This window comes from Kitasatospora sp. NPDC087315, assembly GCF_044744345.1.
GTDB lineage: Bacteria > Actinomycetota > Actinomycetes > Streptomycetales > Streptomycetaceae > Kitasatospora.
The window spans coordinates 1-13,568 of the sequence record NZ_JBIUYD010000011.1 but is presented as its reverse complement, the minus strand read 5'-3'; the positions used below and the strand labels follow the sequence as shown (position 1 = coordinate 13,568).

General features: G+C 74.3%; 9 protein-coding genes and 1 tRNA gene. 2 read left to right on the top strand and 8 right to left on the bottom strand.

Translation table 11 applies throughout. The annotated features are described in order from the left end of the window. Nucleotides 1–241: 241 nt before the first annotated feature. Nucleotides 242–1,087, top strand: a complete 846-nt coding sequence (locus ACIO5D_RS17270; RefSeq protein ID WP_363607501.1) for a hypothetical protein — start codon at nt 242–244, stop codon at nt 1,085–1,087. Between the two features lie 160 nt (nt 1,088–1,247). Here the strand turns inward: ACIO5D_RS17270 and holA are convergent, their stop codons facing one another. Further along, nucleotides 1,248–2,243, bottom strand: coding sequence for a DNA polymerase III subunit delta (holA, locus tag ACIO5D_RS17265; RefSeq protein ID WP_400796103.1), 996 nt, complete (start codon nt 2,241–2,243; stop codon nt 1,248–1,250). A gap of 187 nt (nt 2,244–2,430) precedes the next feature. On the opposite strand from holA, the gene ACIO5D_RS17260 reads away from it, so the two are divergent. Continuing rightward, nucleotides 2,431–2,667, top strand: a complete 237-nt coding sequence (locus tag ACIO5D_RS17260; protein ID WP_363607593.1) for a hypothetical protein — start codon at nt 2,431–2,433, stop codon at nt 2,665–2,667. A gap of 18 nt (nt 2,668–2,685) precedes the next feature. Here ACIO5D_RS17260 and ACIO5D_RS17255 read toward each other — a convergent pair whose 3' ends face one another. From ACIO5D_RS17255 to ACIO5D_RS17225, 7 genes are all read right to left on the bottom strand, one after another. Next, nucleotides 2,686–5,277 (bottom strand): ComEC/Rec2 family competence protein, encoded by a 2,592-nt coding sequence (locus tag ACIO5D_RS17255; protein ID WP_400757742.1) that lies wholly within the window; start codon nt 5,275–5,277, stop codon nt 2,686–2,688. 112 nt (nt 5,278–5,389) lie between these two features. After that, entirely contained in the window at nt 5,390–6,298 is a 909-nt protein-coding gene (locus ACIO5D_RS17250) for a ComEA family DNA-binding protein (protein ID WP_363607524.1), read from the bottom strand. A gap of 141 nt (nt 6,299–6,439) precedes the next feature. Beyond that, nucleotides 6,440–7,285, bottom strand: a complete 846-nt coding sequence (locus ACIO5D_RS17245; protein ID WP_363607525.1) for a DegV family protein — start codon at nt 7,283–7,285, stop codon at nt 6,440–6,442. A 147-nt stretch (nt 7,286–7,432) separates the two neighbouring features. Beyond that, nucleotides 7,433–8,218, bottom strand: coding sequence for a hypothetical protein (locus ACIO5D_RS17240; RefSeq protein ID WP_400651981.1), 786 nt, complete (start codon nt 8,216–8,218; stop codon nt 7,433–7,435). 321 nt (nt 8,219–8,539) lie between these two features. Continuing rightward, on the bottom strand, nt 8,540–11,437 hold the full coding sequence (gene leuS / locus ACIO5D_RS17235; protein ID WP_400651979.1) for a leucine--tRNA ligase: 2,898 nt from the start codon (nt 11,435–11,437) through the stop codon (nt 8,540–8,542). 232 nt (nt 11,438–11,669) lie between these two features. Continuing rightward, nucleotides 11,670–12,977 carry a hypothetical protein gene (locus ACIO5D_RS17230; protein WP_363607528.1) on the bottom strand — a complete coding sequence of 436 codons (1,308 nt, stop codon included), beginning with the start codon at nt 12,975–12,977 and terminating at the stop codon, nt 11,670–11,672. A 117-nt stretch (nt 12,978–13,094) separates the two neighbouring features. Then, nucleotides 13,095–13,167: transfer RNA gene (locus ACIO5D_RS17225), tRNA-Ala, on the bottom strand. Nucleotides 13,168–13,568 lie beyond the last annotated feature (401 nt).

Genomic DNA, 13,568 nt, shown 5'->3' with positions numbered 1-13,568 from the left:
ACGAACCGGCCCTCTACCCGAACTCCTGAGGTACGACAAGGATTCGCACCGCACGCGGCCTGCGTTCGCCACGCGGGTGCGGTGCACAGAGCAGTACGGCAGGCGCCGCAGCGGACCTCTTCCCCAGAGGTGGCTGCGGCGCCTGTCGCGTGCTGTGGCCGTACCGCTAGGGTTCGGTCACGGCAAGGCAATGGGGATCACGTTCGGCGATCACCTGTGCAGAGGGCTCAGGGGGGCACCTATGGCGACACCACCGCCACCACCGCCGCTACCGGGACAGAGCGGGCCGGGGTTCGCCGGTTTTCCGCAGCAGCACCCGCCACAGCATCCGCAGCAGTTCCCGCCGGCGACGGCCGTTCCGGGCTTCGGCCCGCCGCCCGGGCTGCCCGCCTCGCCCGGCCTGCCACCGGCTCCGGGCAGCGGTGGGCCGGGCCGACGGGCCGGGAACCTGCGCCGCAACGCCGTCTGGGCGTTCGTGGGCGCGCTGCTGGCCTCGGCCGGCTGGGCCGGCGCCGTGGCCGTCGTACCCCGGATGGTGACCAGCGGCTCCTTCCCGCAGAGCGTCCGTGGCTACCACACCGTGGACAAGCTCTGTGACGCGGGCAAGCTCACCAAGTTCAACCAGAACTACCGCATGGTGGACAACTATCCGCTGCAGCACAGCAGCCGGAGCGACTCCATGGACATCATGCGCTGCTACGCGTTGATGAAGCGGACGGTCAGCGGGAGCGACAGCCCGGACTACGCCACCATCGACATGCGCGCCGAACTGCACAAGGCCGTCGACGCCGCCCCCGAGTTCGCCGCCACCAGGATCTTCTTCGAGCAGCAGAAGTACGAGATCACCGATGTGCGGAACCTCGGCCAGGAGGCCTACTTCGCCTACGGCGACGAGCCGACCAGCTCGGACAAGACCTTCCACGACATCAACTGCTACCTGGAGGTCCGGGACGGCGGCATGACGTACTCGCTCTACTGGACCGACAACTACCAGACCGGCAAGGACTACACGCTGGACCGCGACACCGTCCGGCAGATCATGATCGCCGACAGCCGGGACGTCCTCAAGGCGATCGGCGGACCGTAGCGGCGGTGACTCCGGGGTGGCGGTGGCTCCGTAGCGGCGGTGGCTCCGGGGTGGCGCGGGCCCGCCGGGCAGGGCGGGTCAGCCGTACCGGGGTGAGCCCGCCCGGGGGTGAACCGCCGGGCCGCTGTGGCGGGAGCCGCTCAGTACGGGCGGGAGCCGCTCAGTACGGGCGGGAGCCCGCGCGGGAGGCCCGGGCGACCGCGACCACGGCCCGCTCCAGGGCGTACGCCGGGTCGTCGGACCCGCCCTTGACGGCGGCGTCCGCCTGCGCGATCGCGGTGAGGGCGATGGCCACCCCGTCGCCCGTCCAGCCGCGCATCTGCTGGCGGACGCGCTCGACCTTCCACGGCGGCATGCCCAGCTCGCGCGCCAGGTCGGCCGGTCGCATGTTCCGCCCGGTGGTCGCCAGCCGCCCGATGCTGCGGACCCCGGACGCCAGGGCGTAGGTGATGCCGGTCGGCGGCTGCCCCACGGCCAGCGCCCAGCGCAGCCGCTCCAGCGCCTCGGCGGCCCGGCCGGTGACCGCGAGGTCGGCCACCCCGAAGCCGGTGGCCTCGGCCCGGCCGCTGTAGTAGCGGGCGACCACGGTCTCGTCGATGGTGCCCTCGACGTCCGAGGTGAGCTGGCTGCAGGCGGCGGCCAGCTCGCGCAGGTCACTGCCGAGCGCGTCCAGCAGGGCCTGGCACGCCTCCGGTGTCGCCGACCGCCCGAGCGTGCGGAACTCGCCCCGGACGAAGGTCAGCCGCTCCCCCGCCTTGGCCAGCTTCGCGCACTGGACCTCCCGGCCCCCGGCCTTCCGCCCGGCGTCCAGCAGCCCCTTGCCCTTGGCGCCGCCGGCATGCACCAGCACCATGATCACTTCATCGGCCGGGGACTCGATGTACGCCTTGACCTCCTTCACGGAGTCGGCGGAGAGGTCCTGAGCGGCCCTGACCACGATGACCTTGCGCTCGGCGAACAGCGAGGGCGTGGTCAGCTCGGCGAGGCTGCCGGGCTGGAGGCCCCCGGGCGGGATGTCCCGCACGTCGGTGTCGGAGTCCGCCGCCCTCGCCGCCGCCACCACCTGGGCGACCGCACGGTCGAGCAGCAGCTCCTCCTGACCGACCGCGAGGGTCAGCGGGGCGAGCAGATCGTCGGGTGCACTCTTCCTGGCCATCGCCTACCAGCATCCCACGGGGCACGGACACTCCCCGCCCGGCCGCGACCGCCACCGCGACAGGAACGCCACCGCCACCGGAGGCAGGACCGAACGCGAGCCGCACACCCGGCCCGGGGAGAATGGACCGGTGACCGAAGACCTCACCATCGACCAGCCGGACGCCTTCGACCCGCGCGCCCGGCAGCTGCTCGTCCTTCCCGACCGCGACGCCGCCGACGAGGCGGCGGAGGAGCTGAGCGCCAACCACCCCGACCTCGGCGAGCTGGAAATCGTCCGGGACGCCCTGGCCGGCGAGGACGACGCCGAGGACGCGCAGTGGCTGGTGGTCGTGGAACCTCCCGAGGACGGCTGGACGGCCCGGCACCTGCGCGCCCTGGACGCCGTCGCGGCCGAGAACGAGGGCTGGCGCGAGGAGGGCTGAACAGCGGGGCCGCATGCTTCAGTGCCCTCCCGCCGGCCGGTCGCCGGACGGATGGACGACCGCACCGAGGCCGGCCGGGGTCTCCCCGGTCAGGGCGATGTCCCCGGCCCGGTCCGTCCGCAGCACGGCGGCGCCGAGGGCCCGAAGCCGCTCCACCGTCCGCGGCGAGGGGTGCCCGTACGGGTTGCCCTCGCCGCAGGAGATCAGCGCCAGCCGGGGGCCCAGGGCGGCGGCCAGCCCCCAGTCCTGGTGGGCGGACCCGTGATGGGCCACCTTCAGGACGTCCACCCGGGTCCGGCCGAGGCGGCCGAGCAGCACCGACTGGGCCGGTGGTTCGAGGTCGCCCAGCAACGCCAGCCGTAGTCCGCCGGCCAGGGTGACCAGCAGCGCGACGCTGGCGTTGTTGGCGCCGGATGCCGAGGCCGCCGCCTCGGCATCCGGCCAGAGCACCTCCCAGGAGAGGCCCGCCCCGGCCGCCCGCCGTTCGCCGCGCCCGGCGCGCAGCAGCGGGACACCGGCGGCGGCGGCCCACCCTGACACCCGGGCCGCCTCACCCGGCGGATCGTCCAGGGTGGTGCCCTCGATCGCCCCGACCCGGCGCCCGCGCAGCACCCCCGGTACGCCCTCGACGTGATCGGCGTGAAAGTGCGTCACCAGCAGCAGTGGAACGGCGGTGATGCCGAGGTCGCGCAGGCAGCGGTCGGCCGCGCGCGGGTCCGGACCGGCGTCCACCACCACCGCGCTGTCGGGCTCCCGGCCGCCCCCGGACACATCGGCGGGGACGACGGGGAGCACCAGCATGTCGCCCTGGCCGACGTCGCACATCGCCATCCGCCACCCCGGGGGCGGCCAGCCGGTGGCGATCCGGGTGAGCAGGGGCGGTCGCAGCAGGACGGCCGGCAGGGCCAGCAGGAGCAGGCCCGCCACCAGCAGCCGGATGCGCCCGCCCCGCAGCCGCCTGCCCCGAAGGCCGGCCCGGCCGGGCGCGCCCGCGCCGGTGTCCACCCGCCGGGCGAGCAGCAGCGGCGCCGTCCAGCAGACCGCCACCGTGGCCAGGGCGAGCGACACCGTCCCGAACAGCCCGCCCGGCCAGGACAGTTGCGCGCCCGGCAGCTCGGCCCCGCGCCTCGCCACCGCCGCCAGCCAGCCGACCGGGATCGCGGCCGGCTCCGCGAGCACCCGGGCCAGCGCCGGCGAGAGCGGGTCCAGCGCGAGGACCGCGAAGCCGAGCAGCGTCGCCGGGGCCACCGCCAGCTCGGCCAGCAGATTGCACGGGATCGCGACCAGGCTGATGTGCGCGGACAGCACGACCGTCACGGGCGCGCAGAGCGCCTGGGCGGCCGCCGTGGCGGCGACGGCGCCCGCCAGGTGACGCGGCCAGCCCCGGGCCCGCAGGGCGGCCGCCCAGTGCGGGCCGAGGACCAGCAGGCCGGTGGTGGCGAGCACCGAGAGGAGGAAGCCGAACGACCGCGCCAGATACGGATCGACCAGCACCAGGATCAGAACGGTGCCGGCGAGCGCGGGCACCGCCTGGCGGGGGCGGCCGGTGGCCAGGGCCAGCAGCCCGACCAGGCCCGTACCGGCCGCCCTCAGCACGCTCGGCTCCGGCCGGCAGATGGTGACGAAGGCCAGGGTGACGGCCGTGCCCAGCAGCGCGGTACTGCGCAGCGAGAGCCCGAGCAGGGCCGCCAGGCCCCGGCGCTCGGGCGTACCGGCCCGCCCCGGCGCGCCCAGCAGCACACCGAGCACGATCGCCAGGTTCGCCCCGCTCACCGCGACCAGATGGGCCATGTCGGTGGCCCGGAAGGCGTCCCGGAGATCGTCGGGCAGCCGGGAGGTGTCGCCGACGACCAGACCGGGGAGAAGACCCCGCGCGTCCGGCGGGAGCCCGTCGGAGGCCGCCCGCAGGCCGCCCCGGAGCCGGCCCGCGATCCGTTGCGGCAGGCTCGGCGTCGCGAGCTGCCGGGGCGGCCCGTGCGGGAGCAGCAGCGCGGCGGACTCGGTGTCGTGGCCCTCACCGGCCGGGCGGACCTCGGCCTCGACGGCCAGCCGGGCCGACGGGAGCAACCGCTGCCAGGCCTCGACCGCCTGCCCTCGCACCAGCACGGTCACCGGGGTCCGCGTCCGGACCGTGTACCCGGCACCGCTGGTACGGCGGTCACCCGGGGCAGGCCCGTCCCGGACGGTGACACGGTCCGCCACGGCGTCCACGGTGAGGACGGCCTGCCCGCCGGTCGGCCCCCCGCTCCGGGAGGTACGGGCTCTCGGGTCGCCGGTGACGGTCAGTTCGACGCCCACTTCCGGGGCGGGCGGCGGCGGTTCGGGCGGGCGGCCGGCACCCCGGGGAGCCGCGGCCGCCGCGGCGCGGGCCAGCTCGGGCAGCGGCCCCCGGTGCAGGTCGGCGGTGTGCAGGAGGGTGGCGGCGGTGGCCGCCGCACCGGTGAGGAGGACGGCGGCCAGGGTGGCGGCCGTCCCTCGGCTCCGGCGCACACCCGGGCGGGTGAGCAGGAGGACGCCCACCACTGCCGCCGCTCCCGCCGACACCGACGCCACCGCACCGTGCCCCGGGTCCAGGCCGAGCAGCGCGGCCGCGACCACCCACGCCGACACGGCGGGGAGCAGCAGCCGGAAGTCGGCGGCCGGGGCACGGGCGGGCGAAGCCGGGTCGACGGTGGCGATGACGGTACCTCCCTTCGGCGAGGCGGCGGAGCGGGGCGGGGAGTCAGAGGGTGAGCAGCGGTCTGATCTCGGCGTAGATGTGCTCGCCGATGCCGTTGACCTGTCTCAGCTGGTCGAGGGAGCGGAACGACCCGTGCGACGTGCGGAACAAGAGGATGCGCTGGGCAAGCGTCGGGCCGACGCCGGGGAGGGTGTCGAGCTGCTCAAGGGTGGCCCGGTTGATGCTGACCGGCTGCTTCGGCCCGGCCGCCGCCGGAGGGCCGGATCCCGCCCCGGCGGCAGGGGGCGGCCCGGGCTCGCCGACCAGGATCTGCTCACCGTCCGTCAGCACCCTGGCCAGGTTGAGGCTCTTGGTCTCCGTCTCGGGCAGCGGGCCACCGGCCACACGCAACGCGTCCGCCACCCGGGACCCGCCGGGCAGGGTGTGCAGCCCCGGCGCGTGCACCCTGCCCCCGATGTCCACCACCACGGCCCCCGCCCCCGGGCCGGTATCGGGGCCGGCCCGGGCAGCGGCATCGGAGGCGGTCTCCGCCGAGGCCGGTCCGCTCGCCGCCGGTGCCGGCGCCGCCGAGGCGACCGCCACCACCGGCACCGCGACCGGCCGGGGCCGCGCCAGCCAGAAATGCTGAAGGCCGTAGCCCACGGCAAGCAGCAGCAGGACGGTGAGCCCGGCCACCGCCCGCCGGTCGAGTACCACCGCCGGGGCGAACCGCGAACGCGCCCTGCCGCCCCCAGCCGCAGGCGGCTCCACCACACCCGGCTCCGACACCCCTCCCAGAGGCACCCCTCCCAAAAGCGGCCCGCCCGAAGTCACGCCCGACGGCGGCCCGGTGGCCACCGGCTCCCCCGCACCGAGCGGCCCTTCGGCCGCCGGCAGCAGTGCCGACATCCGCAGACGGGCGGTCTCACCGATCTCATGGCGCTTGGCCGCGCCGAGGCTCACGCTGGTCATGCGCAGCACGCTAGGAGCCCTCGGCCACCCTCGGGAGAATGACCCAAATCCTGTGGAAAACCAGGGGGTTGTGGATAACTCAGGTCACTCGTACGAGTGCCGATCACTCCTACGAATTGACCACCACCACGCCACCCGGCCTCAGCGCGGCGAGACCACCACCGCCAGCAGCCCCGGCCCGACGTGAGCGCCGATCACCGCTCCCACCTCGCCCACGTACAGGTCCCGCAGCCCGGGCACCCGGCCGCGCAACCGCTCCGCGAGCGGCTCCGCCCGCTCCTCCGCCGCCAGATGATGAACGGTGATGTCGACCTCGCGCTCGCCCGCCCGCTCGACCGCGATCTCCTCCAGGCGGGCGATCGCCCGGGACGCCGTCCGGACCTTCTCCAACGGCTCGATCCGCCCGCCCGCCAGGTGCAGCAGCGGCTTCACCGCCAGGGCCGAACCGAAGAACGCCTGGGCCGCACCGATCCGGCCGCCCCGGCGGAGGTGCTCAAGTGTGTCGACGTAGAAGAAGCCGCTGGTCACCGCCGTCCGCCGGATGACGGCCTCGGCCACCTCGTCCAGCTCCCGCCCGGCCGCGATCGCCTCGGCCGCCGCCAGCACGCCGTACCCGAGAGCCATGCCGACCAGCCGGCTGTCCACCACCCGCACCGGGACGGGCGCCTCGGCCGCCGCCAGCCGGGCCGCCTCCACGGTGCCGGACAGCTCACCGGAGATGTGCACCGAGACGATCCCCTTCGCCCCGGCCTCGGCGGCCGCCCGGTAGGCGGCGGCGAAGGACTCGGGGTTGGAGCGCGAGGTCGTCACCCGCTGCTTGCCGTTCAGCGCCTCGGCGACGTCCTTCGGGGAGATCTCCACCCCCTCGGCGAGGACCGAGTCACCGACCGCGACGCTCAGCGGGACCACGGTGATCCCATGGCGATCAACAGCTTCGTGCGGCAGATAGGCCGTGGAATCGGTGACAAGTGCGAGGTCGGCGGGCATGAGGCGGAGGTTACTCCCCGCCCGGCCCGGATAACAGCGCCGGACGGCAGCACCCGGACGACGAGGCCGGGACACCCCAACAACACGGCATACGAGGCCTGCGGGACCGACAGGACCAACAGGACCAGGACACCCGGGGCCGACAGGTCAGCCCGCCGACGATCCCGTCGTCGGCTTCCGCAGCCGCTGCGCCAGCCGGGCCAGCGGGTCACCGAGGCCCAGCAGGTCCTCGGCGCTCGGCCGGCCGCCCTTCCCGTCGGTCAGCCCCGGCCGCTGCTGCGACCCCTCCCGAGCGGCACCCGCGGCACCGGCCCCACGCCCGGCACCAGCCCCTGCGGTCCCCGAGGCCCCCACGGACCCGGAAGAGCCCGCACCCCCCGACGTGTCCCAGTGTCGCAGCGCCCCCGCCTCGCTCTCGCACTCCTTGCTGAGCCGGCTCAGCTCGTCGTCCGCGAAGCGGTGCATCCGGTCCTGGGCGGCCCAGCGCATGGTCTCGGCGGAGTGGGTGATCCGCTCGGCCCGCTCCCGCAGCTCGGGCAGCTTGGCCGCGATCCGGCCGGCGTCGGGCTCGCGCTCCAGCGTCCGCAGCTCTCCGTCCAGCTCGGCCGCGTGGACGTCGAGCCGGGCCAGCAGGCCGAGCGACTCGCTGAGCTGGCCGTCCTGGGCGAGGCCGCTCTCCAGTACCTGGCGGGTGCCGCTCAGCGAGGTCCGCAGCCCGAGGCGGACGGCGGAGATCTGCCCCTGCGGGCCGGCCTTGGTGTACGTCTTCGCCTTGAGGGCGGCGTTCTCCACCGCACGCCGGGCGTTGGCCTCGTGTCGATCGACCTTCGCCGCGACCGCCTTCGCCGCCTTCACCGTGCCCACCACGGCCAGGACCGCCACCGCGATCCCGAAGAGCAGGGCCAGGCCGATCATCACGCCGAGCACGTCCATCACGAGTCACCTTCCGACAGCCGAACCGGCCCCCACCGGGCCCAACGCGGACCGGGTCGCCGAGGGTTCCACGGTAGCCTCCACTCCGGTCCCGGGGCAGGCCGAACGAGCCTCCGACGGCCGAGATCAGGGACAAGTCGGGGATCTCCCCCGAGGGTCCCCCGCCCACCGGACCGGTCGGCGGGATCAGCCCGGCCACGACGCCCGGAACGCCACGGGGCCGGAAGCACCACCACACCCGAAGCACCACCACGCCCGGAACGCCACAGGGCGGGCGCCCCGAAGGACACCCGCCCCGAACAGCCGGACAGCGGCGAAACGTCAGCCGGTGACGATGTTCACCAGCTTCGGCGCACGCGCGATCACCTTGCGCACCGGCGCGTCACCGATCGCGGCGACGACGGCCGGGTCGGCCAGCGCCAGCGCCTCCAGCTCGGCGTCGGAGATCGCCGGGGCGACCTCCAGCCGGGCCTTCACCTTGCCCTTGACCTGCACCACACAGGTCACCGTCTCGTCCACCACGTACGCCGGGTCGGCGACCGGGTAGTCGGTGTGCGCCAGCGACTCGCCGTGGCCCAGCCGGCGCCACAGCTCCTCGGCGATGTGCGGGGCCAGCGGGGCGACCAGCAGCACCAGTTGCTCGGCCACCACCCGCGGCGTAGACCCGCGCTTCACCAGGAAGTTGTTCAGCTCGATCGCCTTGGCCACGGCCGTGTTGAAGCGCAGCCCGGTCATGTCGCCGCGGATGCCGTCGATGGCCTTGTGCAGCGCGCGCAGCGTCGCCTCGTCGGCGGGCTCGTCGGTGACGACCAGCTCGCCCGTCGCCTCCGAGACGACGTTGCGCCACAGCCGCTGCAGGAAGCGGTACGAGCCGACCACCGCACGGGTGTCCCACGGACGGGAGACGTCCAGCGGGCCCATCGACATCTCGTACAGGCGCAGCGTGTCGGCCCCGTACTCGTCGGCGATCTCGTCCGGCGCGACGGCGTTCTTCAGGGACTTGCCCATCTTGCCGGCCTCGCGCTTGACCTGCTCACCCGCCCAGAAGTACGCGCCGTCGCGCTCCTCGACCTCGGCGGCGGGCACCGGGAAGCCGCGCTCGTCGCGGTACACGTCGGCGGTGATCATGCCCTGGTTGAACAGCTTGTGGAACGGCTCGACCGAGGAGACGTGGCCCAGGTCGTGCAGCACCTTGTGCCAGAAGCGGGCGTACAGCAGGTGCAGTACGGCGTGCTCGGCACCGCCGACGTACAGGTCGGCGCCGCCGCCCGGCTTGGTGGCCGTCGGGCCCAGCCAGTACTGCTCGTTGGCCGGGTCCACCACGCGCGAGCCGTTGGACGGGTCGACGTAGCGCAGCTCGTACCAGCACGAACCGGCCCAGTTGGGCATGGTGTTGGTCTCGCGGCGGTACCTCTTCACGCCGTCGCCCAGGTCCAGCTCGACGTTGACCCAGTCCTCGTTGCGCGACAGCGGGGTCTTCGGCGAGGAGGCGGAGTCGTACGGGTCGTAGGTGTGCGGCGAGTAGTCGTCCACCTCGGGGACCTCGACCGGCAGCATCGACTCGGGCAGCGCGTGCATCACGCCGTCCTCGTCGTAGACGATCGGGAAGGGCTCGCCCCAGTACCGCTGACGGCTGAACAGCCAGTCACGCAGGCGGTAGTTGACGGTGCCCTCGCCGATGCCGTGCGCGGTCAGCCAGCCGGTGACGGCGGCCTTGGCGTCCACCACGCTCAGGCCGTCCAGCGAGACGCCGTCCTCGGTGCCCTCGGCGTGCGCCGAGTTGACGATGACGGAGTCGTAGGTGTCGAAGGCGTCGTCCCAGGTGTGCGGGTCCTCGTCGCGCCCGTCGGTGGGCTTGACGACGCAGCGCATCGGCAGTGCGAAGGCGCGGGCGAACGCGAAGTCGCGGCTGTCGTGGGCCGGGACGGCCATGATGGCGCCGGTGCCGTAGCCCATCAGCACGTAGTCGGCGATGAACACCGGGACGGGCTCGCCGCTGACCGGGTTCACCGCGTACGCGCCGGTGAACACACCGGTCTTGACCTTGGCCTCGACCTGACGCTCGACGTCGGACTTGGCCGCGGCGGCGGCGCGGTAGGCGGCCACGGCCTCGGCGGGGGTGGCGGCGCCACCGGTCCACTCGGCCGGGACGCCCTCGGGCCAGGCGGCCGGGACGATCGAGTCGACCAGGCCGTGCTCGGGGGCCAGCACCATGTAGGTGGCGCCGAACAGGGTGTCGGGGCGGGTGGTGAAGACGGTGATCTTCTCACCGGAGCCGACCGCGAAGTCGACCCGGGCACCCTCCGAGCGGCCGATCCAGTTGCGCTGCTGCAGCTTGATGGCCTCGGGCCAGTCCAGCAGGTCCAGGTCGGAGATCAGGCGGTCCGAGTAGGCGGTGATCCGCATCATCCACTGGCGCAGGTTCGACTTGAACACCGGGAAGTTGCCGCGCTCGGAACGGCCGTCCGCGGTGACCTCCTCGTTGGCCAGCACGGTGCCCAGGCCCGGGCACCAGTTGACCGGCACCTCCTTGGAGTACGCCAGCCGGTACTCGCCCAGCAGCTCGTCGCGCTCGGCGGCGGACAGCTCCGCCCAGGCACGCCCGTCCGGGGTCTGCCGCGCGCCGGACTCGAACTGCGCGATCAGCTCGGCGATCGGGCGGGCCTGGCCGGCCTGCTCGTCGTACCAGGAGTTGAAGATCTGCAGGAAGATCCACTGGGTCCAGCGGTAGTACTCCGGGTCGATCGTGGAGATCGAACGGCGCGGGTCGTGGCCCAGGCCCAGCCGGCGCAGCTGCTGGCGCATGTTGGCGATGTTGGCCTCGGTGGAGACCCGGGGGTGGGTGCCGGTCTGCACCGCGTACTGCTCGGCGGGCAGGCCGAAGGCGTCGTAGCCCAGCGTGTGCAGCACGTTGTGGCCGGTCATCCGCTGGTAGCGGGCGTAGACGTCGGTGGCGATGTAGCCCAGCGGGTGGCCGACGTGCAGGCCCGCGCCCGAGGGGTACGGGAACATGTCCATGATGAAGCTGTGCGGCTTCGCGGTGACGTCACCGGCGGCCGGGTCGGCCAGGTCGCCGGCCGGGTTGGGGGCGTTGAACGTGCCCTCCTTCTCCCAGATGTCCTGCCAGCGGGACTCGATCTCCGCAGCCAGGGTGGCGCTGTACCGGAACGGCTCGGTTGCGGCTTCGGCCGCGCCGGAAGCAGGGGTCGTCTCGCTCATGGTCCTTCAAGCTCCATCGATGTCGGTTGGCGAACCGTCGCCGGGCCCGTACCGGTACCCGGCCGGCCACGGCCAGGGCGCGGGAAACGCAGGCGGAAAACAAAAAATCCCCTCGCAGGAGGGGACGCCACGCCGACTCCGGCACCACCCGAAGGCGCGGCCGGTCCTGGTCAGCGCGGCCAGCTAAGGAGCAGGCGCACGGTTCGCATGGGCTCAGGGTACCGCAAGGGGCTCAGGCGCCTCCCGGCAATGCCGCCCGGGAGGCCGCGTCGAAGTCGCGCAGCGCCCGGGCCACCCGCTCGGACTGCATACCGGAGGCCAGCGCGCGGGCCAGGACGGCGGTCCTGGCGGCCTCCTCGGGGGCGCCGTCGCGGCGGTGGGAGTCGGCCAGCCGGACCAGCAGCAGGGCCTTGGCCCGGGCCCGGCCGGGGCCGAGGCCGGCCACCGCCTCGGCGAGCAGGGCCTGGGCCCGCCGGTGGTCACCGAGGTAGAGGTACGCCTCCCCCACCATGCCCGCGAGATCGGCCCCCGTCTCGGGATCCGCCATCACCCCGTCACCCGCCTCCGCGAACGCCCGCTCCGCCGCCGCACCGGCCGCCTCCGGCTCGCCCCACCGCCCGTACGCACGGGCGATCCGGCCGTACTGGAGCGCCCGTTCGGCCGGGCCGAGGGTGTCCCCGGCGGACTCCAGCGCCGCGGCCAGCATCGTGACGGCGCCCGACCCCCGCCCGCCCGGACCGTGTGTGGCCAGTACCACCAGAGAGCCGACCACCTCCACCCCGAGCCGGGGGTCGCCGCTGACGTGCGCGGCCCGCAGCGCGGCCACGAACGCCCGCTGGGCGGCCGCGTCATGGCCGAGGTCGTAGGCGGCCGAGCCGGCCAGCCCGGCCAGCCGGCTCGCCGTGCCGTACAGCTCGCGCCCGCGCTTCTCGTCGTACGCGCCGAGCTCCAGCAGTTTGGCCACCATGGCGAGTTCGGCCCGGGCCGGGCCGAGGACGAGCCCGCCCCCGCAGGCCCGCTCCAGCCGCAGCTTGCTCCGGTAGGAGAAGCCGAGCTCGTCGACCAGGCCGGGGTCGATCCGCAGGGCGCCCTCGCCACCGCCGACCGGTGGTGGCGGGGAGGCCAGCCGACGGGCGGCCTGGTCGAGGTCGGCGCCCCGGAAGAGGTCGGTGAGCCGGACCGGCCCGGCGTCGGTGGCCGCCTCGCGCAGGGCGGTCTGGGCGGTGTCGGCCGTCCACGGGTCGGTGAGCAGCCGCGGCGAGAGGATCTTGGCTCCCCGGTTGCCGCCCATCCGGCCCCAGAGCTGCTCATAGGTGACGGCGATGCCCAGCGTGCGGCTGAGCACCTCGCAGACCGCCTGGTCGTGCGGGCTGCGCGGCACCATGCCCCGGTCGCGCCACTTGTACGGGGCGGTGGAGCTGATCGCCAGGCCTGGCTGCAGGGTGAGGTTCACCTCCCGGGCCAGGCGCTCCGGGTTCCAGCCGAGCTGGTGCAGTATCCGGGCCAGTTCCTCGTTGCGTCTGCGCTCCAGATCGGCCATGTCACGACCGTAGCGGGCGGCACGGGCCGGGCGCTGCGAGACGGGTCAACCGTGCGCCCGCCCGGCGGGAAACGCCGAGGGCCGCCTCCCGGAACGGGAGGCGGCCCTCGACTGCTGTGGAGCTACGGGGAATTGAACCCCGGACCTCTTGCATGCCATGCAAGCGCTCTACCAACTGAGCTACAGCCCCTTGACCTGCGTTGTCACCGGGGGCTACCTGCGGTTTCCCTCGGCGACATCGACTACTTTACACGGTCACGGGGGTGGTCCACGAATCCGTTGCCGGAGGCGCCCGCGGGCCCGCCCGCCACCCACCGGGTACGGCCGGCGAAGGCCCCCGCGAGGACGGCGGTGACGAGCACCCCGCCGCCGACCGGCAGCACGCACCCGAAGCACCCGAGGCACCCAGAGCACGCGGAGACGGCGGGAACCCGCAGGGCCCGGGAACACGGACCCGGAAAACGGAGAAGGGGGGCCCCCCCGGGGGGGGGGGGGGGGGGGGGGTTTTGTGGGAGGGGGGTGTGTAAACCCCGCCCCAAGGTAGACCACACACCGCCCGACCAAAAAAGGTAAACCCCCCCCCGCCCCCCC

Coding starts and splice junctions, on each gene's coding strand:
- ACIO5D_RS17250 (WP_363607524.1), bottom strand. CDS start 6,298: ATGACCAGCGTGAGCCTCGGCGCGGCCAAGCGCCATGAGATCGGTGAG.
- ACIO5D_RS17270 (WP_363607501.1), top strand. CDS start 242: ATGGCGACACCACCGCCACCACCGCCGCTACCGGGACAGAGCGGGCCG.
- ACIO5D_RS17245 (WP_363607525.1), bottom strand. CDS start 7,285: ATGCCCGCCGACCTCGCACTTGTCACCGATTCCACGGCCTATCTGCCG.
- holA (WP_400796103.1), bottom strand. CDS start 2,243: ATGGCCAGGAAGAGTGCACCCGACGATCTGCTCGCCCCGCTGACCCTC.
- ACIO5D_RS17230 (WP_363607528.1), bottom strand. CDS start 12,977: ATGGCCGATCTGGAGCGCAGACGCAACGAGGAACTGGCCCGGATACTG.
- leuS (WP_400651979.1), bottom strand. CDS start 11,437: ATGAGCGAGACGACCCCTGCTTCCGGCGCGGCCGAAGCCGCAACCGAG.
- ACIO5D_RS17240 (WP_400651981.1), bottom strand. CDS start 8,218: ATGGACGTGCTCGGCGTGATGATCGGCCTGGCCCTGCTCTTCGGGATC.